The organism is Paludicola sp. MB14-C6 (assembly GCF_030908625.1).
Lineage (GTDB): Bacteria > Bacillota > Clostridia > Oscillospirales > Ruminococcaceae > Paludihabitans.
This window is the reverse complement of record NZ_CP133133.1, coordinates 1,284,888-1,308,021: the sequence shown is the minus strand read 5'-3', so window position 1 is coordinate 1,308,021 and position 23,134 is coordinate 1,284,888. Positions and strand designations below refer to the sequence as shown.

Genomic DNA, 23,134 nt, shown 5'->3' with positions numbered 1-23,134 from the left:
ATGATGCTCTGATTTTTGCTATTTTTTATGTAGATGAATATGTGCAAGACGTTCATACTCGTCAAAGTTTACTTTTTGCAGCATGACTTCTAATTCTGCATCGCCCATTGTTGTGTTTCTTCCTTGCTCATATTCCAAATCAACCAATTTCTTAATTGCCAAAACAATATCAGAACGTTTATCAATTTCTTCTCCTGAACCATTTAAGCGGAAAAATCCGTTAATCCAATGAGCAATTCCTGCAAGACCGCTATGGGAATCTACAGCAACGGTTGCCGGACGATTTAATAATTTTTCTGTATTAAATATATTATATATCTCTTCATTTTTAAGCAATCCATCCGCATGGATACCGGCTCTTGTAACATTAAAGTTACGTCCAACAAACGGAGTTCTCGGAGGGATTTCATAGCCGATTGCTTTTTCAAAATAATCTGCAATTTCGGTTATAGCAGAAAGGTCCATACCATCTGTTGTACCACGAAGTTGTGCATATTCAATAACCATTGCCTCTAATGGACAGTTACCGGTACGTTCGCCGATACCAAGCATGGAGCAGTTTACGCTGGAGCTTCCATATAGCCATGCAGTAGCTGCATTTGTAACAACCTTGTAAAAGTCATTATGTCCATGCCACTCCAATAGTTCACTTGGAATACCTGCATAGTGATTTAAGCCATAAATGATGCCTGGGACGCTTCTAGGCAATGCAGCACCGGGATAGCTGATACCATAGCCCATTGTATCGCAAGCACGAATTTTAATTGGAATACCTGCTTCAATGCCTAAGTTGTTCAAGGCTTCTGCAAGTGGAACTACAAAGCCATAAAAATCAGCACGAGTAATGTCTTCAAAGTGGCATCTTGGGCGAATTCCTTTTGCAAGAACACTTTTAACAACACCAAGATATTTATCCATTGCTTGTGCACGAGTTAACCCCATTTTGTTATAAATATGATAATCGGAACAGCTAACCAAAATACCGGTTTCTTTTAAGCCAAGTTCTTTAATGAGGGTGAAATCATTTTCGTTTGCACGAATCCAGCTTGTTACTTCAGGAAATTCATAGCCTAATTCCATACATTCTTTTAGCGCTTCTCGGTCTTTTTGAGTATAGACAAAAAATTCACTTTGACGGATAATTCCGTTTGGACCGCCTAATTTATGTAATAGCTTATATAGGTGAACAATTTGCTCTACTGTAAACGGAGAAGTCGATTGTTGACCATCCCGAAACGTTGTATCGGTAATCCATATGTTGTCGGGCATATTGAGCGGAACGGTTCTGTGGTTGAACGAAATTTTCGGTACAGAATCATAGTCGAAAAGGTCACGATATAAATTGGGTTCTTCTCTGTCTTGTAGCGAAAACTTATAAGCTGATTGCTCAAGCATATTCGTAGAATTAGAATAAGTTAATATGTGCTTTTCTTCAAAATGCATTTTGTTCACCTCGTACTTTCAAAAAATAAGATATAATTGTCATTTTAATAATTATAATCTGAAAAATGAAATTTTGCAATAGATTACTTGCAAATTATTATTATGTAAACTGCACGAATATTCCAATAAAATTATAAAAAATACCCTCTTTATTACTAAAGAGGGTATCGGTTTGCATATCTATTGTTTATTTCGCATTTGCTTGTGGGGAATTAGAGTCAATTTGCATAAATTCAATTGGATTGCCATCAGGATCTTTTGCCCAGCATTGCCAGTTGAGATCTTTTCCTTGCATTGGCTCTACATCGAGCGAAACACCTTTACTCTTTAGTTCAGCAGCGAGTGCATGAATATCCTCTACTCGCAAGCATAAATGGGCATAAGAATTCAATACTTGCTCCCTTTTTTCATAAAACAATTCAATAAACTGATTATCAGTAACTTTTAAATATTCAATCCAAGGGTTTCCATCATTATCTTGAATAGAAAAGCTATGAGAAAGACCAAGCTTATTGCAATAAAAATCAAGTGATTTTTGCATATCTGCTGCATGGAATGCAACATGTGCGATAGAATAGTTCATATTGTCTACTTCCTTTCAATGTCCCCAAAATTTATTTAATAAAGGCTTCCAGCCGTTCATATAAAGTAACCTCATCATTTCTAACATCAGCCAAAAAGCGGTTGCAATTTTCAATAAATTGGTCTGGGTCAAAGGTATCAACGTATTTATCTAAAATGGATAAAACATCGTCGTTCAACACATTTACAACGACGCCCAAACCATATTTAGCAATGATTTCACCTAGATAGGTTTGTTTAGAGGATAGAATCGGTTTTTTAAAAATACAAGCTTCATATAAACGATGAGGAAGAGCAGTTGTTGCAGTTAAGGCATATTCGTCATATATCGAATTGATGATATCAATATTTTCATATAATATTGGTTTTTGCTCATTTGCGTAGTTTTCAACAAAGCTGACATTGGTAATTTCATTATCTTTACAAAAAGTTGGTAAATCACATTCTATTTCAGGCTTCCCAATATACCAAAGTTGATAGCGAAATGTATTTTTGAGTTTTGTTAGCAATGAACAATTTTCATCAAAATAACGCACTTTGCCGAGAAAGCTGATGTTAATAACCTGCTTTTGTTTTAAATCGAGTGCTGTTGTTTTTTCTTGATCGAAAAAAGAAACGTTATGATTGACTACAATCTTATCGTTAGAAGTTAAAAAATCAAGAAAACCACGAGAAGAGATGGTTGTAAGGGCAGAATGATCAATTAATTGATTCACCCATTTTCGATAAAATCCGTATTTTTCAAATGTGTAATCTCTTATATCAAAAAGATAGCGATTTTGATAGTTTTTCAATAAATACTTTCTTAATAAAATGCATGGAATTGTGGTTAAAACAATAATACGGTCATAGTTCCCGTTTTGTAAAATCGGAATGATAAAGTTGCGAAAGCGATGATAAGATTGCAATTTTTTATAAAAGCCTTCCCGTAAAGGTTCTTTAAAATAGTATTCGTTTGGTTCAGAGTGAATCGTAAGGTCTTCTTGCTGCCAGTAGATGATATCATATGCAATGTCATGTTGGCTTAAAAAATCGGTATAGCGAGTTACATAAGGAAGATATTTTTTATCTGTTTGCCCGATAATACATACTTTCATATTATTCGCTCCTTTATTTTCTTTTCAAGTACCTGTTTTGCCTATCGTAGAAAGAAGGTACTTTATAAACACAACCTATGGTTTTAATAGGTTGGTTTCCAGTACCTCCATGTTTTATGTTTCCATCAATTTTATTTCAGATAAATATGCTTACAATTCGTCTTTTTTAGTCATTAGTAGCGGAATGAAAAGTGCCTGCCATCTCTGTGGATGCAAAATGATCCAATGGCAGTTTTACAGGTAAGCCTGTCTTTTTTGATTTATAAATAGCTAAAATCAATTCCAACGCCTTTTTACCTTGTTCACCATCAATTAAGGGCTTTCTACCGGTATGAATTGCTTCAATTACGTCAGCGTATACATGTTCATGGCCAAAACCATATACATTTGGTGGGGCTTCATGACATTCCTCTTTTACAGTGGAATCTTCTTGCGTCATTTGGCTAAAGTTCCATTCTTCGATAAGATTAACGGAAGTACCTGCTGCTTTTACAGTACCCGTTTCACCAAAAATATATAAAGTTTCCTCTAAATTTTTTGGGAATACGTTTACAGTTCCTTCAAATAATCCGTATGCACCATTTTTTGATTTTACCAAAGCAATACCTAAATCTTCACCTTCAATATAAGGGTGCTGTGTATTGTTGGTGTAAGCGAATACCTCTTCAATATCGCCTAGCATCCAACACATTAAGTCAGCATTATGGATACATTGATTCATTAAACAACCGCCATCACTAGCCCATTTTCCTCTCCAAGGAGCTTGAGTATAATAGGATTCGTTTCGATTCCATCGAACATGTGCGGCAATATGAGATAAGCGTCCAAAACGGCCGGCCTCTAAAGCGGCACGGATTTTTTGGATAGATTTATTAAATCGATTTTGATGACAAGCACATAGAATTTTGTTGTTTGCCTTAGCAGTATCAATTAACAGCTGAGCATCATCAATAGACATTGCAATTGGTTTTTCAATAATTAAATTACAACCATTGTTTAAACAATAAACACCGATTTCTGCATGAATTCCGGATTCGGTTGCGATTGCAACTAAGTCGGGTTTGCATTCTTGCACCATTTGCTTATAGTCTGTATATTTTAAAATTGGTTTGTGATACTCCGCTTTTGCTAACGCATTGTCCATGTTTTCCGGAACAATATCACAAACAGCTACAAACTCGAGCTCATCACTATGCTTCATAGCAGATGCAATATGGTTTACAGAAATTCTTCCTGTGCCGATTAACGCATATTTCATTTATGCTACCCCTCTATAATAGTTCAATCTTTTCTCTGTTGGCAACTTTACTCATTGCGTTTTTCGTATCAAATACAGCAACAGCATTTTCTGCAACCATCTCATAATCAACAGTTGTATGCGCTGCGGTAACAACAACTAAGTCATAGCTTGCAACAACATCTTTATCAATAGCGGAAAGGCCTTGATATTTTTGACCTTTAAATTTGTATTCAGCAACAAAAGGGTCATAAAAATCAACGATAGAGCCATTTTTCTTAAAATGTTCAATTACATGAAGTGCAGGACTTTCACGGTAATCGTCAATATCTTGTTTATATGCAACGCCTAAGATTAACACTTTAGATCCGTTTAATGCTTTTTTGAAGCGATTTAGAATTGTTCCGGCACGTTCTACACAATATTCAGGCATACGGTCGTTAATCATAGCGGATGATTCAATCATAGAGGTATGGAAGCCATATTCTCTTGCTTTCCAAGATAAATAGTAAGGGTCAAGAGGGATACAGTGTCCGCCTAGGCCTGGGCCTGGGTAAAATGCTTGGAAGCCGTATGGTTTTGTTTTAGCAGCGTCAACAACTTCCCAAATGTTAATGCCCATTTTGTTACAAAGAATTGCTAATTCATTGATTAAACCAATGTTAATGTTGCGATATGTGTTTTCAAGGATTTTTTCCATTTCTGCAACTGCAGGAGAAGATACCTCTTTTACATCACCGGCTAATACTGCACGGTACATATGAGAGATTACTTTAACAGCATCTTCACCGATTGCACCAACAACTTTTGGTGTGTTTTTAGTTTTATAGATTAAGTTACCTGGATCAACACGTTCAGGAGAGAAACCTAGATAGAAATCTTCACCACATTTTAGTCCGGAACCTTTTTCAAGAATCGGTTTAATTAATTCTTCAGTAGTACCTGGGTATGTTGTACTTTCTAAAACAACCATAGTTTCTTTTTTAAGATATTTAGAAATTGCAATGGTGCTTTCTCTTACATAGCTGATGTCTGGTTGTTGGTGTTCGTCTAGTGGAGTAGGAACACAAATAGCAATGAAATCTACATCTTTTATGAATGAAAAATCAGTTGTTGCAGATAACATACCTGATTTTACGATTTCTTGAAGATCTTCATTTACAACATCCCCGATATAGTTATGACCTTCGTTTACCATTTTTACTTTGCTGTCTTGTACATCGAAACCAATTGTTTTAAAGCCTGCTTTTGCTTTTTCAACAGCAAGTGGTAATCCAACGTAGCCTAGTCCTACAACACCTACAATAATTTCTCTGTTATCAATTTTTTGAATGAGTTTTTCCTTCATTTTAAAACCTCCGTTTTTCATTGTCTGTTTTTATTTTCAATATGATAATTTTGCATTTACTTGATAAAACTTATGTTGTTTTCATGTCTAAAGAAATAAAATTATGATTCAATTGCTTTTTTAATTGTTGTAATGATAAAATCTGCTTCTTCTTGAGTAAGTTCCGGAAACATTGGAATTGCAAATGTTCTTTCAGATAAATATTCCGCATTTGGCATATCACCTTTTTTGTATCCAAGGCTTGTATAACATTTTTGTAAATGTAAAGGCACAGGATAGTAAGTTCCGGTCGCAATTTCATTTTGGGCTAAATAGGATACAATTTTTTCTCGGTCTTCGAATTGTAAAATATATAGATGGTAGGCGGGAACAGATTTTTCACCGCATTTTGGTGTAACCAAATTGGTATGAGCAAAAGCGTTATTATATCTATCAGCAACTGCTCTTCTGTTTTGAATGTATGTGTCTAGGTGTCTTAACTTAATGCGCAGTAATGCTGCTTGTGTTTCATCTAAACGAGAATTATGACCAATTAAGTAGTTATAATATTTTTTCGGATTGTAAATCGTATTATCAGTAGAAGTATCTTCTTCAACGTCTGCTTCAATATGATGAAGCAGATTATAAGCCTTTTCGCCCATTTCACCACTACCGTGGATTTTTAGAGCTTTGCAGATAATTGCAAGATCGTCATTATCTGTGCAAATCATGCCACCGTCACCGGCACAACCTAAGTTCTTTGTTGGAAAGAATGAGAAGCAAGACATATCTGCTAAAGAGCCGGCTTTTTTACCGTTATATTCCGCACCTGCAGCTTGGCAAGCATCTTCAATAACCAAAAGTCCATGTTTCTTTGCTATTGCGTTAATGGCATCCATTTCAGCGCATTGTCCAAAGATATGAACAGGCATAATCGCTTTGGTTTTGCTTGTGATTTTTTCTTCAATTTTAGTTTCATCTATGTTATACGTATCCAAACGAACATCTACAAAAACAGGAGTAGCACCGACAAAAGAAATTGCTTCAGCGGTTGCAAAAAAGGTGTATGGAGTAGTGATAACTTCATCATCTTTCCCTATTCCCATAGCTTTTAATGCAATGACGAGTGCGTCCGTTCCATTTCCAACTGAAATCGCATGTTTTACACCGACGTAGTCTGCAAATTCTTTTTCAAAGGAAAGTACATTTTCACCCATGATATAATGAGCGTTTGTTAATACTTCGCAAACCGCAGTATCAGCCTCTTGCTTGATATTTTGATATTGTCTTTGTAAATCTAATAATGGTATTTTCATAATAGTTCCTACTCTACTAAATTTATAATAAGTAGAGCTCCTTTTCAAATTCCTAAACAATTCTATTTCAAGTTTTATATAAAAATGAATTTTATTGTAGTATAAAACTTATCGCAATAATTATACTCTATTTCCCGCTGACTAGCAAGCGAAATTAGAAAAAAGCACCATTAAAAAGCCTTTTTTACTAATTTTTATTACAATAAAAGTTAAATATAAATTGTTCTTTTATAAAAATAATCTCACTCCATGTAGGAATGAGATTATCAAATTCTATCGAACAGTAATTCCTTTTTTCTTTAATTTTGCAGTTACATTTTCACTTAATATTGTATAAAGTACTGCGAATGCAGGCACTCCTAATATAATACCCGCAAAGCCAAACAGTTTACCACCAAGCATAATTGCAAAAATAACCCATATTCCCGGAAGCCCGATGGAGTCACCAACAATTTTTGGATAAATAATATTGCTTTCTAATTGCTGTAATACAATAATAAAAATAACAAACCAAAGCGCTTTCATAGGGTCAATCATCAACATAATGATCGCACCTGGAATTGCTCCGACAATAGGTCCGATAATCGGAATCATATTGGTAACGCCTATAATAACACTAATTAGCAATGCATACTGCATACCGAATATGTTCATACCAATAAAGCATAATACGCAGAGAATGACTGCTTCGGTTAATTGACCTGTAACAAACCCACTAAAGCGGACTTTTACTAATTGATATACATGTAGAAAGTAGTCCGCACCTTTTTTTGGAGCAAAAGCATACAATGTTTTTTTGCAGTTTCTTAATAAGGTCTCTTTTCCGGCAAGCATATAGATACCAATAATAAAGCCTAAGAATATGTTTACAATTCCTGTTGTAATATTAGAGGTAACTTCAAAGATTTTTGGAACAGCATTTTTTATAAAATCAATGATATAGGTAGATATTTCAGTCAAATATCCATTTATGGTTTTGTTAATATCGGCAGAAATACCGAATTGATTTAAAATATTGTTTCCAAACTGTTCTAACGACATAATATAAGAATTCATATTTCGTCCAAGAGTTGCTACGCTTTCCGTTAATTGTGGAATGATAAACCAGATCAAACCCGTTAAAATACCCAATACAATAATAACAGTAAGTAAAATTGAAATGGGACGCTTAGCACGAGCAAATTTAGGATGCTTTTTTAAATCAATTTTGTAAAAAACTCTATTTTCAAAAAAGGTCATCAATAAATTCAAAACAAAAGCAATACACAAACCGATAATGAAAGCGTTGAAAATTCCAACGACATATTTAAAACTTGCTGTAACTTTGGAAAAGTTTTGAAGTATCAGATAAAATACAATGGCAAATGCAGCGATTGCAATACCGACTTTTACTTTTCGCTTATCTTCGGGATTCATCAATATTCCCCCTTACTGTCATTTAACATAAGAATTTGTGTTCAATAGGGATAGTGTTTCAATAAGCTGTTTTCGCATCTATTTCATATTACATTTTGCTGCATTGCATACAATTCCGTTACTTGCATCTAAGTGTACCGTTGTTCCACTACGTAAAATTTGTGTAGCGTTTGTCGCACCAATTAAAACCGGTTTATTTAAAGCAAGGCCAGCAATTGCTGCATGAGAATCCACACCATCTTGTTCTGTAATTACTCCGGAAGCGTTTTTAATTAAGTTGAAAATATTGTTGCTCGTTTTTGGGATAACTAAGATATCACCATTTTTAAATGTTTTCAAAGCTTGTTCTTCAGATGAACAAACACAAAGATTTCCGCAAACGCTTTCTTCAGTAATACCGGTACCGGAAATTAGAATATCGCCAACGATATGCACTTTCATTAAGTTGGTAGTTCCGGAAATACCAAGAGGTATACCAGCAGTGATAACAACAAGGTCACCGCTTTCAACAAGCCCTTTTTCTTGTGCTTTACGAATTGCATGTTCAAAAAGCTCATCCGTTGTATGTTCTTCGCCAACAAGTAGAGGGATAACACCCCAAGACATATTTAATTGTCTAACTACTTTTGGATCAGGTGAGCAGCCAATAATTGGACTCATTGGTCTGAACTTAGAAATCATTCTTGCGGTTTGGCCGGTTTTTGTTACTGTAACGATTGCCGCAGCATTTAAATCCATTGCGGTAGTAACGGTTGCGTGAGAAATTGCATTTGTTACATTTGGCATATCGGTTACTTCACGAATACGGAAACGTTTTTCATAATCGATATCTTGTTCTGTACGTTCCGCTATCATAGCCATGGTTTTTACAGCTTCAATTGGATATAAACCGGCAGCTGTTTCGCCGGAAAGCATGATAGCACTTGTGCCATCGTAAATTGCGTTTGCGACGTCAGTTGTCTCTGCTCTGGTAGGGCGAGGGTTTTTCATCATAGAATCAAGCATTTGGGTAGCTGTAATTACTTGTTTGCCAGCATTATAAGCTTTTTTAATTAACATTTTTTGAAGAACAGGAATTTCTTCAAGTGGAATCTCAACGCCCATATCGCCACGAGCAACCATAACACCATCACAAACACGAAGAATATCATCTATGTTGTTAACACCCTCAGCGTTTTCAATTTTTGCAACGATTTTAATGTTGTTATTTGGATATTTTGATAAAACAGCTTTTACAGCTTCAATATCAGCAGCGGTTCTTGTAAAAGAAGCGGCAATAAAATCAAATCCTGTTTCAGCACCAAATTCAATGTCTTTTCTATCTTGTTCGCTTAAATATGGCATAGATAAAGAAACGCCAGGGACATTTACGCCCTTTCGATTAGAAATCATGCCACCATTTAAAATCTCACAAACAATATCGGTTTTTGTGTGGGACAATACACGAAGCGCAATGAGTCCATCATCAATTAAGATGTGATTACCGATTGTAATGTCGTTTGGCAAATTTTTATAAGTAATAGAAACACGGTCTTTGGTACCTAACATTTCTTCAGTGGTTAATGTTATGGTTTCGCCCTTTACTAATTCAACTTTGTCATTTTCAATTAACCCAAGACGAATTTCAGGGCCTTTTGTATCTAATAGGGTTGCAATAGGCAAACCTAACTCCGTTCTCAATTTATCTACTTGGTTATAACGTGCCTTGTGTTCCTCGTGTGTTTGATGAGAAAAGTTAAAACGGGCAACGTTCATACCAGCTAGCATTAACTCTTTTAAAATACCTTCGTCAGATATGGATGGTCCTAATGTGCAGATAATTTTGGTTTTTCTCAAGTTTATTCCTCCTGTTGCCGTTAACGGCGGATAATCTAAGTTATGTATAAAAAAGCCTATTACTTCAATTTATATAGTACACTATTGCTATATAAATATCCATATGTAATTTTAACTAATGTATTTCTCACATTTTAAAATTTCTTTATTAAGTTTATCGGATAATATGAAAATATAAAAAATTTCTATAGATGAAGTATGATAAAACTATTTATTGGGATAAAATTTGAATGAAAGCAATAAAAAAGACATAAGTTAAGGTAAGCAAGATTAAAGTTCTACTCATGAATAGTATAGGCTGAAAACGACATATTTTAATCAATCATAGAGCTTGATTATTGATTAATAAAATAGAAAATAATCCAAAGGATGCTGTATACAATAGGCTGATGCAAAATATATACAATGAGAGTGTGCCTTCCTACAAATGCAATAGGCTTGCAGTGGGAAAGATAGATAAACTTAGGTAATTTATTTTGCTGAATAAGCCTACCGAAGCCGGAACCTGCGATAAAACAGAATAGCCAAGGAAATAAAGCAAAGTAGTCGGCAGAATAAAAGGTTGGCGAAACAAAGCCAAGAGGGAACAAATAACCGAATTGATATAAACTGTGGGGAAGGGGAATCATTAAAAAGTTTTCAAACCCCAAATATCCATTGACTACATTATAAGTAAAGGCATATAAAAGAATACTTCCGATAATGAGTGCGACAGGATGGATTTTTTTCAGTAAAAAATCTAAAAGGGAATAAAGCATCATACATGCACCAAGCATATGTAAAATGCCGAAAACAATCAGTTGTGATTTCATAAAGAAAAAGGTAAATAAGGTCATGATAAGCCCTAATCCAAAACATTTTAAGCCTCGAATAAGATTACTTCTAGAAAAGTTAGAAGCCGTACCGGATATAAAAACAAATAGAAAAACAAATGAGGTTACTAATTTCTCCATAAAAGGGGAAAAGAAAAAAGAAATATTTACCCCGAAAATAGCTACTAAATCATAGAAAGTATGATATACTACCATACATATGATGGCAAAACCACGAATTTCATCAATTAAATGAATACGGTTAAAACTTTTTTTCTGTTCCATAGTATTCTCCTAACTTATTATATCTTCATCTTACTAGAAAGTAATTCGAATTGCAAGTGTGGAATAGCCCGTTTGCAAATGATTATAAAAAAAGGAAAAATAATATGAAAAATTATATTGAAATATTTTTTCGAATTTACTTGACAACTATAGAATCTTATTATATAATGATAAAGCTGTTTGATGACGCAGACGCATTTAAAGGATATATGGTTAAGCTTTTAGAGGTGCATTTTTAAAGGAATTTGAATGCACAAAACGTCAACAATCGGGGCGTAGCTCAGTTTGGTAGAGTGCTTGGTTTGGGACCAAGATGCCGCAGGTTCAAGTCCTGTCGCCCCGACCATATTTTTACTTTAGAAAAATGGTTGACAAGATTATTTCAGTATGATATAATCATTTAGCGTTAAATTATTAGCTGGTGTAGCTCAGCTGGTAGAGCAGCTGATTTGTAATCAGCAGGTCGGGGGTTCAAATCCGTCCACCAGCTCCAAGCTTGTAGTTGTCGATTTTATCGATAACTACAACTATATTAGGGAGATTTCCCGAGCGGCCAAAGGGGGCAGACTGTAAATCTGTTGCTTTCAGCTTCGATGGTTCGAATCCATCATCTCCCACCAAAAATAAACTATACTCAAAAGAGTATAGTTTATTTTTTTATGTAAATGTATTGAAAGCGAAGGCTCTAAATGAACAGTCGGATTGACTGTTCATCCCCATGCGGCTTTTCCACAAAAAAGCGAATTCATTATCTTCCAGCACAAAACACACGGGCTATGTCTGTGGAACCGAAAAAGCTTTAGCTTTGCGTAGAATATGAAATTAGAGTGATACAGTTTCTTTTCATAGTCTCCCTAATTTTCTTATAAAGAGTAAGGTTATTGAAAATGTTGCCGATATAATAATTAGAATATACGCATTTTGCTATTATAGATAAAGGAGGAACCATTATGGCTTCTATCAACTCTTCCACAAGCGCAACGTCATCTTCTTCTAAAAGGCTAACCGGTTTTATGTCCGGTTTGGATACGGACGAATTAGTAAAGCAGATGACAACAACGACTCGTACAAAGATTGCCAAGCAACAACAAAAGAAGCAGACAGCATTATGGCGGCAAGAGGCATATCGTGATGTGACAAAAAAAATCAATGCTTTTCAAAATAAATGGCTTACATACAGTGCAGGTAAAAACAATATAATGAGTTCGAATTTTTTTAAAACATCAACAATTACCAATACCTCTTCTTTTGTTAAGGTAAGCGGTGATGCAAATGTTGCAAAGAATATTCAAATTAGCGATATTAAATCACTTGCACAAACGGCTAGCTTTACATCTAAAACTAATTTTTCAAGCCAAAGTATTACATCAGGTGTCATTGAGGAAAATTGGTCTGAAAGCTTAGTTAACGAAAATGCTATTTCTATTGAATATGGTGGAGAAACATATAACATCTCTGTTGCCAAAGATTTTGCGTTTTCAAGTTCTGCTTTAACACAAGAACAAAAATTGAATGAAATCGTTGATGCTTTAAATAAAAGTGTACTCTCTAATGAGAAACTTGCTATGAAAGATGCAAGCGGAACAGTGACGGGCGGTAAAATAAGCTTTGGTATTGATGCGGGGCTACTCAAAATTAAAAACACTTCCGGTGATGGCACAAACATTAAGCTTGTTGGTGGAAGTAATACATTGATGGAAGGACTCGGCTTGAAAGCAAGTCTTCTAGCTGGCACAACAATAACTGGTGAAGCAATGGATGTCACCAAATTATATGCCGATAAAACATTAAAGGATACTTTATCTGGTTCTTCTTTGTCACTAACTTTTAACGGTATTACAAAAACAATATCTTTTCGTGCTACGGATATTAACCAATATGATTCCCCAAGCAAGTTGGCGTCTTATTTAAATCAAGAGGTTGGTAAAGCATTTGGAGTGGGAAAAGTAAATGTAGCTTTGGATAATGGTAAATTGAAAATGACCACAGCGGATGCCAATGATATTTTTACCGTTGCAAGCTCAGATAAAAAAGGCGTTTTAGGCACGATTAGTGCATTGAGAGTTTCTAGCGGTATTTCAACACGTGCTACATGGAATACCAGCATAAAAGAAATGATTGCTTCCAATCAGCTTGGATCAAATATTCAATCAGTGAATGGAAAGTTTACAATCAATATAAATAATACAGCAATAGAATTTGATGAAAGCGAAACCATGAGCAGTGTATTAACAAAAATCAATAACTCTGATGCTGGCGTTCGAATGACATACTCTACAACAACAGATAAAATCAGCATTTCAGCAAAAGATAGCGGAGTGCAAGGTAAAGTAAATATTGCTGATTCCGGTGCAACTAATGATTTAGCTAAGCTTATGTTTGGAGGAGCGGTTACAGATGCAGATTTGACTGTAAAAGGTCAGGATGCGTTAATTAACATAAGCTTTGATGGCGGAAAAACATTTACAGATGTAACACGTTCCGGAAACTCATTCTCATTAGATGGAGTAAACTTTGAACTTCTTGGAAAAGCAGATGGCAATGTAGCCGAGAATATTACATTTAAAGCAGAAAATAACGTGGATGAACTTGTTACAAAAATGACTGAGTTTTTTAAAGATTATAATGAAATAGTAAAACTATGCTCTGATAGTGTTTCACAAAAGGCAAACAGAAACTATCCTCCTTTAACAGATGAACAAAGAAAAGATATGTCTGATGAGGAGATTAAAAACTGGGAAGCGAAAGCAAAAGAAGGGTTATTGTCTAATGATGCAACGTTAAATCAGTTTTTAATCAACTTACGTTCCGGAATGGGTGGAATTGTGGAAGGAAGTAATACCGCACTTTCTAAAATCGGTATTTCTACAACTGATTGGAAGGAAAATGGACAATTTCATATAAAAGAGGATGCATTAAGAAAAGCTCTTACTGAAAATCCAGAAGAAATAACAAGTTTATTTACAAATTTATCATCAGATGATAATATAAAAAAGAGCGGAATTTCTAATCGTTTAAGCAAAATATTAAATACAATGGCAGGTACTTTTGGTGGAGATGGCTTGCTAATTCAGATGGCAGGAAAGGCTACCGATTCTGCTAATGGTCAAGACCGAATTTCGTTACAAGTAAAACAAATGAACCGTACAATAAGTGATTTAAAGGATCGATTGAAAACAGAGGAAGATCGCTATTATAAACAATTTACACAGCTTGAAACTTATTTAAGTAAGATGAATGCACAATCATCTTGGTTGAATCCAACATCTCAAGGATAAATTGAAATTCATTGTAGGAGGATATCAATGTATAATAACCCTATTATGCAGTATAAGCAGCAGTCAATTAACACTATGTCAAATAGTGAGCTCATCGTAAAACTTTATGAAGAAGCAAGTAAAGACTTAACGTTAGCTTCCAAAATGTTTTGTGAGAGAAATAATACTGCAGCGTTAATCTGTACAAAAAAGGCAAAGGATATTTTTCAACACTTAATTAGTGTGTTGGATTATAACTATGAAATTTCAAATAACTTATATCAGCTATATAGCTTTTTCAATATGCAGATTATTCGTGCTGAAATACAGCAAAGCGGTGCATTAATTGATGAAATTACACCATTGGTTAACGATTTGAAAAACACTTGGGTGGAAGCACAAAAAATCATCCATATGAATAAATAGAAGGGGAATAGCGATGAATACTGAAGTATTGGATACTATTCTTGTCTGTTTGGAGCAGCGAACCCTCTTTATGACTTCGATTTATAATCTAACAAAGCAATTGCAAGTAAAAGCTTCTCAAGAGGAAATTTTATTTGATAATCTGTTAGATGTAAGACAAGATTATATGACGAGGATTGATCGTTGCGATTTATTGATTCAAGTAAAGTTGCAAGAGCTGGATGCCGAACAACAAAAAGCAGTAAATCTTGCTTTATCAGGTCGTGAGCTCAATCAAGATTCTTCTCAAGCAATAGAAGCTATGAGTCAGTATGTAATGCAATATAACGCTTTGCTGGAACAAACTCAAAAGTTGGATGCAGAAGCAATACAATTGGTGAAAAATAGGCATACCGATATAAAAAATCGAATTAACGAAATAAGACATAAAAGAGTGAATATAAAACAATAAGCTAAAAGGTGGAATAGTGTTATTCCACCTTTCAGTCTGAAGAAAAAGCCCGATTTTGGCGTAACCAAAGTCGGGCTTTTGAATATATGGTTGAAAATTTGAAAAAAGTGCAAAGGATACAAAAAGGAGAGTTCACCCTCCACTTATGTATTGCCAGCTTTTTAAGGTTCATGCACGCAAATTTAAGCCTAACCCAGTTTGTTACTTGGGCAAGACCTCGATAAGGTGTATAACGCATTGCGTATTTTTCTTTCGCATCAGCAAAAACTCGCTCAATCGTTTCTTTTCGCTGTGCATAAAGATCTTTGTATTTTATTGCATAACGAATATCTGAAACTTGCTCTAAGTACTCATGCCAAACATGAACTGTGTATTGTTTCTGGAATTCTTTACTTTCAGTGCATTTGTAACGAAACCCACAGATTTTACAGTCGTTTGGATTGCTTTTAAATTCTTTGTATCCTTCTCTATTCGTGGTGGAATAGTGTAAAACTTTATTGTTTGGACATACTACACAGTCAAAATATTCATCATATGAAAAATCATATTTCTTAAAAAAGCCTTGTTTTGTCATTGGTCTACGATATGGTACTAATAAATCTTTTCCATCATCTATAAGTCTTTTTGCAATATAGGGAGTATTGTAGGCACTATCTGCCACTATTGTTTGGATTTCGGGGTGGTTTTCTTTTAATTTATCATACAAATCATCGAATGCTACGCTGTCATGTACATTGCCTGCTGTTACATGAACATCTACAATGTAGCCTTTTTTGTCACAAGCTGTATGTGCTTCATAAGCAAGGCATTTCTTATGCTCTCCTTTATGAAATACACCGCTTTCAGGGTCAGTGGTTGATTCATTGATGATTTTTTCTTCTATTTTAGGTGGCTTTGTATCGTCAAATGGCTTTTTTTTATGTTCTTCTCTATCTTTATTGATTTCGTCCATTAGTTGTTTCTCATAATGTTTTGCTGCTACGGGGATTGATTTCTTTACAACCTTTTTTATATTTGCATTTGCTTTTATATGGGTTCCATCTACAAATACCACCTCTGGGTCAAGATATCCCATATCATTGATTTCATTCAATATCCAGTTGAAAATGCATGCAATAGTATTCTCGTTAAATCTATGTTTAAAGGCATAACTTATTGTTGTAAAGTGAGGTATTTGTTCTGTCATTAAATATCCTAAAAACCAACGATATGCACAGTTCATTTGTACTTCTTCTACCAATTTGCGCAACGAACTTATTCCATACAAATGTTGTATTAAGACCATTTTGATTAGTACTACTGGGTCTATGCTTGGTCTTCCATTATCTTTACAATACAAATCCTCTACGAAATCATATATATGACAGAAATCCACTGCACTATCTATTTTTCTAAGCAAATGTTCTGCTGGAATAAATTCTTCTAAGCACAAAAACTCTACTTGTGTTCGGTCTTTTTTAGCTTTAACTAACATTTAATCACCCTATTTAATTATACCATTTTTCGCGTCAAAAGTCCCCTAAATCATCGAATTTAGGAGACTTTTTCTACAAGCTGAAAGGTGGAATAGTGTTATTCCACCTTTAGACTTTTATAAAAATCGACCTTTCCATCAATGTGGCGATTTGCCTTTCTTAAAGGAGAGGCTTTAAGAGAAAGTTTATGTGTTAAAGGTAGGGCAAGGGCTTGCTCTTGCCGATTTGTATCAGTTTCAAAGATTGAATGGTCGTTAAAAATCATATATAAAGCAAAAAATCCACCCAATCGGGTGGATTTTTTTAAGAATTAGACTATTGTAGAAGTTGTAGAACGCCTTGAGGTTGAGTGTTAGCTTGAGCAAGCATAGCTTGAGCAGCTTGAGAAAGAATGTTATTCTTAGTCATTTCCATCATCTCTTTAGCCATATCAACGTCACGAATACGAGATTCAGCAGCAGTTAAGTTCTCAGAAGTTGTACCTAAGTTGTTAACTGTATGCTCTAAACGGTTTTGAAGAGCACCAAGGTCAGCACGAGTGCCAGAAACGGAGTTAATTGCTTTATCTAAAGAAATGATTGCTTTGTTAGCATCTTCTTGAGTAGCAATAGATAAATCATCAATACCTAATGTTTTAGTATCTTGGTTAGCAACATTTAAATTAACTCTGTCGTCGTTTGCGCCGATTTGGAATGTTAAAGCTTCGCCAGTTTTTGCAGCAGCAGCACTAGTTGCTGTATTAGCTTTAACACCAGCAGCACCAGCAGGAGCTGTTACGGTAGTTAAGCCAGAGAAGTTGATTCCTTTAGTAGCATCGACATTAGCTTTAGCAAAGTCATCCCATGCTTTTTGTAAGTCCACATTTGTTGCAGCTTTAAGATCACCAGCAGCACCGCCGTCTTTCATACCGTTTGTACCACCAGTAATAGTTAATGTAATATTACCAGTTGCACCATCAATTGCAAATGCAGCTTTTGCATCTGTAGCAGCAATATCAGAACCAGAAGCACCTGATGCATCAGCACCACCAGCAGCAGTTTTGATTGAAAGTGTTGCACCTTCTTTTAAACCGCTAACGCTTAAGCTTAAATCTTTATCAAGACCTGTAGCAGTAGTAGCAGCAGAAGAAGCAGCAGAAACTGTACCATCGATAGCACCGTTTAATAGTTTTTGGTTGTTGAAGTGAGTTGAAGAAGCAATTCTATCAACTTCTGTTTTAAGTGCAGCAACCTCTTTGTTTAGGTTTACACGGTCAACGCCTTCTTCGTAAGTACCATTAGAAGATTGAACAGCAAGTTCACGCATTCTTTGTAGAATAGAGTGAGTTTCTTGTAGAGAACCCTCAGCAGTTTGGATTAAAGAAATACCGTCTTGAGCATTTCTAGAAGCCATGTCTAGACCACGGATTTGGCCTCTCATTTTTTCAGAGATAGCAAGACCAGCAGCATCGTCACCAGCACGGTTGATTCTAAAACCAGAAGATAATTTCTCTAGGTTTTTACCTACAGCTGAAGTGTTCATAGAAAGTTGTCTGTGAGCGTTAAGTGCGTTAATATTATGTTGAATACGCATAATAATTTCCTCCTTGAATTTTGTTTTATTAAAAACGGAATCCTTTCCGTTTTTTATGGTTTAAGGTAAGAAAGCAAGTCTACATCTTTGGCGCCTTATTATGAAGAATTACTTTTAATCCTTACACTATGTATATCGGTATGATATGAAAAAGATTTAGCATAAATTAGTACAATTTTATAAATAAAATAAAAACACACACCAATGTACGATTGTACACTGATGTGTTTGTTGCATTATTTGATAATTTTCTTCAAAGTTGCGATTGCTTGCATGACATCAACTTCGCTTGCCACTTGATTTTGCTCTTTCAATTCCACAAGCTCTTTTCGTAGAACGGGAACAGATTTAGGAGCGTTAATTGCAATTTTAACTTTGTCTGTTGAAATATCAGAAATGATGATTTCAATGTCATCGCCTATTAAGATTGATTCAGAGGTTTTTCTGCTGATTACGAGCATTAAGAATCCCCCTTATCATCAAAAACACGGTATTTCATAGAATAATTTTTGTTTTCTAAAAATACTTGCTTTGCTTGGTTGGTTTTTGGATTGATAACAATCGGACTTTTCAAGTTCACAACCGTATCAATATAGTTTTCTTTCACAATTGCAATTACTAAATATTTTAGTTCTCCGCAGTTTGTTACTCCAAACCATTTTTGATCAGCAGAGGAAAGCTTCGGCTGATAGTTGCAAATTACAGCAAAAGGATCCAACACTAAAAATTGTGGTACTCGTTCCGTTACAGGTTGTAAGGTCATAATAATATTTTGATCATCATGTGTTAATAAAACATAATCTTTTATATCTTCGAACCCATAAAGCCCATCAGGAAAATGAATCAATGCTTCGTTAGATACTTGTGTTTCACCGAATTCTGTTTGAATTGTTATCATATTGAAATCCTTCGTTTCTTAATATAGAGATGAGGGGTTGGTTGAAAAAATATGATGATTGCTTAGCCTTTGACGTCAAGCTTCATTGGCTCTTGGTAGTTTGGGTCTGCACTTTTAGGAATATATAAAGGTCGACCTAAATATTCAATTTCAAGACGAGCATAATCTTTTACTTTAAACTCAATAGATGCAGGAACAAAGTTCATATCCGGTTTACTGTTTGTTCTCCAATCAAAAGAGAGCTTATCCATTTCATATTGTATTTGCAATTGATGGGGATCAAAGCTTACTTTTGAGGGCGTAGACGGAATAAAACCCAGCATAGTATCTATACTGCTTCTTGTTCGTTGATAAGCAATACTGGTAAAAACAGTATTGCTGTTTCGTGTATCCATAAGCTGATTCCCCTCTTGCGCAATTTGAGCAGTTGCTTCCATAGCTTTTTGCATGCCTTTTTTTCCAAACTCATCAACGGCACGTCCGAGTGATTTTAACCCCATACTGGCACGTGCTTCTGTTGAATCAATTCGAATTTGAGCAGGCTTGCTATTAATTTGCAAACCGCCTTTTTGTCTTGATATAGCAACGGATGGACGTGGTGATTCTATTTCAAACCTTGCATCATTGATTACCATTTCATAAGAAAAAGGAACACTATGGATTTGAAGTAAAGGACCCATAAAATATTTCACCTCACTATCTATAAAGAATTTTTTTACCCCTCATATTCTTTTGATAATGTAAAGAAGTTTATATTCTTTTCCATTTGCTAGCGATATTTCTATCTCATAAAATCTAAAAATGTTGGTTGGATGATTTTTGTACCCATTTGTAAAGCTGACATATAAGCAAATTCTTGCATTTTAAAATCCATAATTGCTTCTGCCGGTTCTACGAATTCATTATCCAATATCTTTTTATTCAAATTTAAGCTTGTATCGTCTAATCGTGTATCTGCATACTTTAGGAAATTTGTTTTAGAACCGAATTGCGTAATTTGAGTTAGTAATACTTGTTTTTGGTTATTAAAACCTTTAATTAAGGAATCTGTAGCGCCTGTGTCTAATGTAGGCTTTTCCAGTTCGGTTGCAATTTGACCTAAAAGTACATACATATTTTGTGGTTTTCCGTTTTTATCAACACCACAGCCTAAAAAGTTAATTCCCGGTAAAGAGGAATCAAATACACTTTGTTCATTTAAACCGTTTGCGTTATAGTCCAAACCGAGACCAATATCAACATACATTTTTTCGTTCATTAACTCTTTTAAGTCAACAGAAGTGCCTGCTGTGATTTTGTTTTCGCCGCCAGATACTTGAGCAGTTCCAATACCAACAGTTTGCGTTAAATCGCCTTTAACGGTAACGTCGGTAGATCCCGTTAAGCCTTGTAGAACAGTTTGTAAATCCTGCTTTGTTGGTACGGTTGATACGTTGATTGTGATCGTTTTTGCAGCAGTATCAATTGCGTTTGGTGTTGTACCATTCACAATTGATATGGAGTAATCATTGAATTTTGATTCGTTTGCTGCGCCAAAATCAATCAAAGCTCCACCAACGCTGGCGGATCCGCCAACTCCGGGTGTACCTTGATGTAATCCGGTTGTAACATCAACGCCTTTGTATAAAAGACTACCATCTGCAGCAACGGTAAATGGGGGCTTTGTCATTGTAGATCCACCAAAAAGATAACGATCGCCATATTTAGTGTTCATTGTGGAAAGCATTGCATCTTGCATCTTTATAAGTTTTGTGGCAATGATTTCCCTATCTTCTTTTGACATAGTTCCATTAACTGCTTGAAGCATATCGCCGGAAGACACTTCTTGAGCAATAGAGTTGAGCCCCATCATAGAGCTTTCAGCAGTTAACATCATATTTTCTGTATCTTCGAGATTTTTCACATAGTCATCATTATCGGTAAAAGAACGTCTTAGACTATATGCTTTTGCTGCAGCTACAGGATCCTCAGAAGCACGATTGAATTTTCTGAGTGTAGTAGCTCTGTTATTTAAATAGTTTAGTTTGCTTAATGATCTATTTAGATTACGACTATATTGAGCTGTAATCATTCCGGTTGTTACTCTCATAAAACAGCCTCCCTTCTGGATTTCAAATTATCGACCGACAACGCCCATTCCTTTAATAATGGTATCTAATGCTTCGTCGAGTGTTGTCATAAAACGTGAAGAAGCGCTTAACGCTTGATTGTATTGAATTAAGTTAATACCCTCGTCGTCAATATTAACAGCAGAAATGGAAGCTCTTTGATTATCTATTTCTTCTAAAACACTTCCTGAGCTATCATTCATGCGGGTAATATCTTTAATTTCCAATGCCAATGTACTGTTGATATTGGAAAAACAGCCTTGAAAAGTACCTTTGAATAAAGGAACATTTCCGTTTGTGGTTGTATAAGTAAGGTCACTTGAGAATAAGGAAATCATATTTAAAATATTATCAGCAGGCTTATCTACGCCAGGTTTAGGCGGCTGCTTTGTAGATGTAATATAAGAGCCAATTGCATTTTCCCATTTTGATGAAATTGCAAGATTTCCGGCAGTAATCGGCTTCCCGTCTTTTGCTTCAAACATAGGTTTATCCCAAGGCTCGCTTATATTCATGCTGTTGGCTTTATTAAAAGCAGTTGCAAATTGATTTGCTAAGGTATTGAGCATATTTTCATAGTATTGAATACCTCTATCTTTTGTTGGAGGGGTATCAAATTCGCCCTTGCTGTTTATGATGGATAAATGACCTGCAAAAGCTCCTGTGGTAAGTTGACCGCTAATATCTCCATTTGGAATGGAAATGAGTGCTTTATTACTGCTAGTTACTTTTGAGCCATCAAAATCATTTAAAGTAATTTTAACAGGTTCAATGCCATTGCTATCTATTTCAACCCCAAAAGAACGGTTTTTGTTATCATCTACTAGGTTGAATTTATCTCCGCCTGCACCAATTAAGTTAATAGACATTTCTTCAACAGAACGGCCACCGCCTATATCGACAGTTTTGGATGTAATTTCAAGGTTAACGTAGCCTGATAGTTCATCAATCATTGTGTTACGTTGATCCATCAGCTCAAGCGCTTGATTACCTGACACATTGGCATTTTTAATTTCGCCATTTAGGTTAGCAATTCCACGTAGCAATTCGTTCACACGAGTGATAGAGCCATCTTGTAAAGTTGCTAGTTGTTCTTGTTTCACAGTGTTAATTTGTTCGGAGCAATGGTTGAACATTTTAACAAGCATTAAAGCTGAAGTTTTTACAATTCCTTCTGATACGGGATCGTTTGGATTTAAAGAAAGATTTTGCAATTGTGATTTCAAATCAGAAAATTGCTTGTCTAGTCCATCTTTTGTAATTTCATCGAAAATATATTCTAAGTCAGAAAGTGCATCCAGTTGTATACCAGACTCACCAACTTTTGAGTGCTCTCTGCGGTAGCGTAAATCCAGATATGGGTCTCTTACTTGAATTATTCCACCAATAGAAACACCTTCACCAATGTTTGAATCTTCTTTGGTAGCATAGCGCATATTATATCCACTTGCACCAACGGAGTATAAATCCACACGTTGACGTGTATATCCAGCAGTTTTTACATTGGTAATGTTTTGTCCTGTTACGCTTAGATTGGCTCTAGCTGCATCTAAGCCACGCTTTGCTACATAAAATCCGGCAAATGTAGGTCTCATT

19 protein-coding genes and 3 tRNA genes are annotated in these 23,134 nt (G+C 35.2%); 6 read left to right on the top strand and 16 right to left on the bottom strand.

All coding sequences use genetic code 11. The features are described from left to right. Positions 1-18: 18 nt before the first annotated feature. From RBG61_RS06315 to RBG61_RS06275, 9 genes are all read right to left on the bottom strand, one after another. Entirely contained in the window at positions 19-1,422 is a 1,404-nt protein-coding gene (locus tag RBG61_RS06315; RefSeq protein ID WP_307947215.1) for a 2-isopropylmalate synthase, read from the bottom strand. Positions 1,423-1,630: 208 nt separating this feature from the next. Continuing rightward, positions 1,631-2,026, bottom strand: a complete 396-nt coding sequence (locus tag RBG61_RS06310) for a VOC family protein (RefSeq protein WP_307946849.1) — start codon at positions 2,024-2,026, stop codon at positions 1,631-1,633. A 31-nt stretch (positions 2,027-2,057) separates the two neighbouring features. Continuing rightward, positions 2,058-3,122 carry a hypothetical protein gene (locus RBG61_RS06305; protein ID WP_307946848.1) on the bottom strand — a complete coding sequence of 355 codons (1,065 nt, stop codon included), beginning with the start codon at positions 3,120-3,122 and terminating at the stop codon, positions 2,058-2,060. 166 nt (positions 3,123-3,288) lie between these two features. Beyond that, positions 3,289-4,380 (bottom strand): Gfo/Idh/MocA family protein, encoded by a 1,092-nt coding sequence (locus tag RBG61_RS06300; protein ID WP_307946846.1) that lies wholly within the window; start codon positions 4,378-4,380, stop codon positions 3,289-3,291. A gap of 13 nt (positions 4,381-4,393) precedes the next feature. Next, positions 4,394-5,707: a nucleotide sugar dehydrogenase gene (locus tag RBG61_RS06295; RefSeq protein ID WP_307946845.1), complete on the bottom strand. Its 1,314-nt coding sequence runs from the start codon at positions 5,705-5,707 to the stop codon at positions 4,394-4,396. A 101-nt stretch (positions 5,708-5,808) separates the two neighbouring features. Then, a complete protein-coding gene (locus tag RBG61_RS06290; protein WP_307946843.1) occupies positions 5,809-7,002 on the bottom strand; it encodes a DegT/DnrJ/EryC1/StrS family aminotransferase in 1,194 nt (397 codons plus the stop codon). 273 nt (positions 7,003-7,275) lie between these two features. Continuing rightward, complete coding sequence (locus tag RBG61_RS06285; RefSeq protein ID WP_307946841.1) at positions 7,276-8,418, bottom strand: AI-2E family transporter; 1,143 nt, start codon at positions 8,416-8,418, stop codon at positions 7,276-7,278. A 78-nt stretch (positions 8,419-8,496) separates the two neighbouring features. Continuing rightward, a complete protein-coding gene (gene pyk / locus RBG61_RS06280) occupies positions 8,497-10,254 on the bottom strand; it encodes a pyruvate kinase (protein WP_307946840.1) in 1,758 nt (585 codons plus the stop codon). Between the two features lie 335 nt (positions 10,255-10,589). Next, entirely contained in the window at positions 10,590-11,351 is a 762-nt protein-coding gene (locus RBG61_RS06275; RefSeq protein ID WP_307946838.1) for a heparan-alpha-glucosaminide N-acetyltransferase, read from the bottom strand. Positions 11,352-11,620: 269 nt separating this feature from the next. Between RBG61_RS06275 and RBG61_RS06270 the strand changes: the two genes are divergently transcribed. The 6 genes from RBG61_RS06270 to RBG61_RS06245 all read left to right on the top strand — a co-directional run bounded on the left by RBG61_RS06270 (position 11,621) and on the right by RBG61_RS06245 (position 15,485). Next, a tRNA-Pro gene (locus RBG61_RS06270) sits at positions 11,621-11,697 on the top strand. A gap of 71 nt (positions 11,698-11,768) precedes the next feature. Continuing rightward, positions 11,769-11,844: transfer RNA gene (locus tag RBG61_RS06265), tRNA-Thr, on the top strand. A 42-nt stretch (positions 11,845-11,886) separates the two neighbouring features. Further along, positions 11,887-11,971, top strand: a tRNA-Tyr gene (locus tag RBG61_RS06260). Positions 11,972-12,301: 330 nt separating this feature from the next. Next, positions 12,302-14,629 (top strand): flagellar filament capping protein FliD, encoded by a 2,328-nt coding sequence (fliD, locus tag RBG61_RS06255; RefSeq protein WP_307946837.1) that lies wholly within the window; start codon positions 12,302-12,304, stop codon positions 14,627-14,629. A gap of 27 nt (positions 14,630-14,656) precedes the next feature. Next, complete coding sequence (gene fliS / locus RBG61_RS06250; RefSeq protein WP_307946835.1) at positions 14,657-15,034, top strand: flagellar export chaperone FliS; 378 nt, start codon at positions 14,657-14,659, stop codon at positions 15,032-15,034. A 13-nt stretch (positions 15,035-15,047) separates the two neighbouring features. Then, on the top strand, positions 15,048-15,485 hold the full coding sequence (locus RBG61_RS06245; protein ID WP_307946834.1) for a hypothetical protein: 438 nt from the start codon (positions 15,048-15,050) through the stop codon (positions 15,483-15,485). A gap of 31 nt (positions 15,486-15,516) precedes the next feature. Here RBG61_RS06245 and RBG61_RS06240 read toward each other — a convergent pair whose 3' ends face one another. The 7 genes from RBG61_RS06240 to flgK all read right to left on the bottom strand — a co-directional run bounded on the left by RBG61_RS06240 (position 15,517) and on the right by flgK (position 23,133). After that, positions 15,517-16,959, bottom strand: coding sequence for an IS1182 family transposase (locus RBG61_RS06240; protein ID WP_307942256.1), 1,443 nt, complete (start codon positions 16,957-16,959; stop codon positions 15,517-15,519). A 316-nt stretch (positions 16,960-17,275) separates the two neighbouring features. Further along, positions 17,276-18,532: a flagellin gene (locus RBG61_RS06235; protein ID WP_307946832.1), complete on the bottom strand. Its 1,257-nt coding sequence runs from the start codon at positions 18,530-18,532 to the stop codon at positions 17,276-17,278. Between the two features lie 236 nt (positions 18,533-18,768). Beyond that, positions 18,769-18,993, bottom strand: a complete 225-nt coding sequence (locus RBG61_RS06230; protein WP_307946830.1) for a carbon storage regulator — start codon at positions 18,991-18,993, stop codon at positions 18,769-18,771. Beyond that, positions 18,993-19,430: a flagellar assembly protein FliW gene (gene fliW, locus RBG61_RS06225; RefSeq protein WP_307946827.1), complete on the bottom strand. Its 438-nt coding sequence runs from the start codon at positions 19,428-19,430 to the stop codon at positions 18,993-18,995. Before fliW ends, RBG61_RS06230 begins: the two co-directional genes overlap by 1 nt. Positions 19,431-19,492: 62 nt before the next feature. After that, positions 19,493-20,110 (bottom strand): DUF6470 family protein, encoded by a 618-nt coding sequence (locus RBG61_RS06220; RefSeq protein ID WP_307946824.1) that lies wholly within the window; start codon positions 20,108-20,110, stop codon positions 19,493-19,495. Positions 20,111-20,211: 101 nt separating this feature from the next. Next, entirely contained in the window at positions 20,212-21,519 is a 1,308-nt protein-coding gene (gene flgL, locus RBG61_RS06215; RefSeq protein ID WP_307946822.1) for a flagellar hook-associated protein FlgL, read from the bottom strand. 27 nt (positions 21,520-21,546) lie between these two features. After that, the gene (flgK, locus tag RBG61_RS06210) at positions 21,547-23,133 is read right to left on the bottom strand and encodes a flagellar hook-associated protein FlgK (protein WP_307946819.1); all 1,587 of its coding nucleotides are present in this window, start codon (positions 23,131-23,133) and stop codon (positions 21,547-21,549) included. Between the last annotated feature and the right edge of the window lies 1 nt (position 23,134).